At 67.8% G+C, this 1,726-nt stretch carries 2 protein-coding genes; one reads left to right on the forward strand and one right to left on the reverse strand.

Annotation, left to right across the window (positions count from 1 at the left end; all coding sequences use genetic code 11):
- Positions 1-16 precede the first annotated feature (16 nt).
- Positions 17-1,228, reverse strand: coding sequence for a threonine ammonia-lyase (ilvA, locus tag ELR45_RS33450; protein ID WP_129670144.1), 1,212 nt, complete (start codon positions 1,226-1,228; stop codon positions 17-19).
- Between the two features lie 146 nt (positions 1,229-1,374).
- On the opposite strand from ilvA, the gene ELR45_RS40050 reads away from it, so the two are divergent.
- The coding region (locus tag ELR45_RS40050) for an LLM class flavin-dependent oxidoreductase (protein ID WP_240760327.1) at positions 1,375-1,726 on the forward strand (352 nt) is incomplete at its 3' end.

The following is a 1,726-nucleotide window of genomic DNA, read 5'->3' on the forward strand; positions in this document are numbered from 1 at the left end:
TTGATAAAAGTTAAACTCAACCCTCGGGTATCGACAACGGATACTCCGCCTGGCGTAGCCGTGCGAGCACCCGAGCGCGGTGCTCCGGCCCGCGAGTCTCCAGTTGGAGAGAGACCTCCACCTGGTCGATCGGCAACGACGCACCGGTTCGTTCGTGGACGACGTCGAGCACGTTCGCGTCCACGGAGGCCAGCTCACCGAGCAGCTGCGCGAGCGCACCTGGCGCGTCCGGCACCCGCACACGGATCGACAAGTAGCGGGCCGCCGCGGCCATGCCGTGTCTGATGACGCGCATGAGCAGCAACGGGTCGATGTTCCCACCGGACAGCACCGCCACCACCGGCGGCTCGTATGCCCCGGGATCTTCCAGCAGCGCAGCAACCGCCGCGGCCCCGGCCGGCTCGACGACCTGCTTGGCGCGTTCCAGAAGCGACACGAGCGCCTGAGACAGCGACTCCTCGGACACCGTCACCACACCGCTGACGTATTTCCGCACAAGATCGAACGGGATCTCCCCCGGGCGCCCGACCGCGATACCGTCGGCCATCGTGGACAGCCGGTCCAAGGAGACCGGCGCACCGGCTTTGAGAGAGGCCGGAAACGCTGCGGCGCCTTCGGCCTGCACACCGACGACGCGGACGTCTGGGCGCTGATGATGCACGGCCAGCGACATTCCCGCCAACAGCCCGCCGCCGCCGGTCCCGACGATGATGGTGCGTGCGTCCGGGCACTGCTCGAGGATCTCCGTGCCCACGGTGGCCTGTCCGGCAACCACGTCCGGATGATCAAAGGGGTGGATGAAGACGGCGCCGGTCTCCGCCGCGAACGCCCGCGCCGCGAGGAGCGCCTCATCGACGGTGGCACCGGCGAAGCGGACATCGGCGCCGTACGCCTGGGTCGCCTTCTCCTTCACGATCGCCGCGCCTTCCGGCATGAACACGGTGGCGCGGGCACCGAGCATGCTCGCGGCCAGCGCGACTCCCTGAGCGTGGTTCCCGGCGCTCGCCGCCACCACGCCGTACGCCCGCTCCTCGGCGGTCAGCCGCGCGATCCGCACGTATGCGCCCCGGATCTTGAAAGACCCGGCGCGCTGCAAGTTCTCGCACTTCAGGTAGACCGGGCCGCCGACCTTGGCACCCAGCCAACGCGAGTCCTCCAGGGGTGTGGGGCGCACGACATCGTGCAGCAGCTCGCGGGCCGCCTTCACCTCGTCCAACGTCAGGTCCATGGTTGTAGATCCTGTCACTGCTCGCCTGTACGTGCACGCGGATCCCAGCGTCCCCACAGCGACGCAACCCACGCGGCATTCGCGCTCAGCAGAAATGTGCGAGTCCGACGAGCATCGCGGGATGATCACTCTATAGGGTGAAGTTCGTGAAACTCGCATGGTTGTGCAGTCATGAGTCCTATCAGCCCGAGATACTCCTCGAGCACGCCGTTCTCGCCGAGCAGTCCGGATTCGACGTGGTCACCGGCGCCGACCACTTTCACCCATGGGTCGACGATGCGTCCGCCGCCAGCTTCGTGTGGAGCTGGTTCGGTGCGGTGGCCCAGGCGACGTCACGGGTCGAACTGGCCACCAGTGTGACCGCGCCGCTGTACCGATACCACCCCGCCCTCATAGCGCAGGCGGCCGCCACCCTGGACCGGCTCTCCGGCGGACGGTTCATCCTCGGAGTCGGCACCGGCGAAGCGATCAACGAGGCGCCGCTGGGCTACGAGTTCC

It is taken from the genome of Phytoactinopolyspora endophytica (assembly GCF_004138495.1).
Taxonomy (GTDB): domain Bacteria; phylum Actinomycetota; class Actinomycetes; order Jiangellales; family Jiangellaceae; genus Phytoactinopolyspora; species Phytoactinopolyspora endophytica.

What these genes read in the sequence shown, in the direction of transcription:
- ilvA (WP_129670144.1), bottom strand. Translation starts at nt 1,228, where the DNA reads ATGGACCTGACGTTGGACGAGGTGAAGGCGGCCCGCGAGCTGCTGCAC.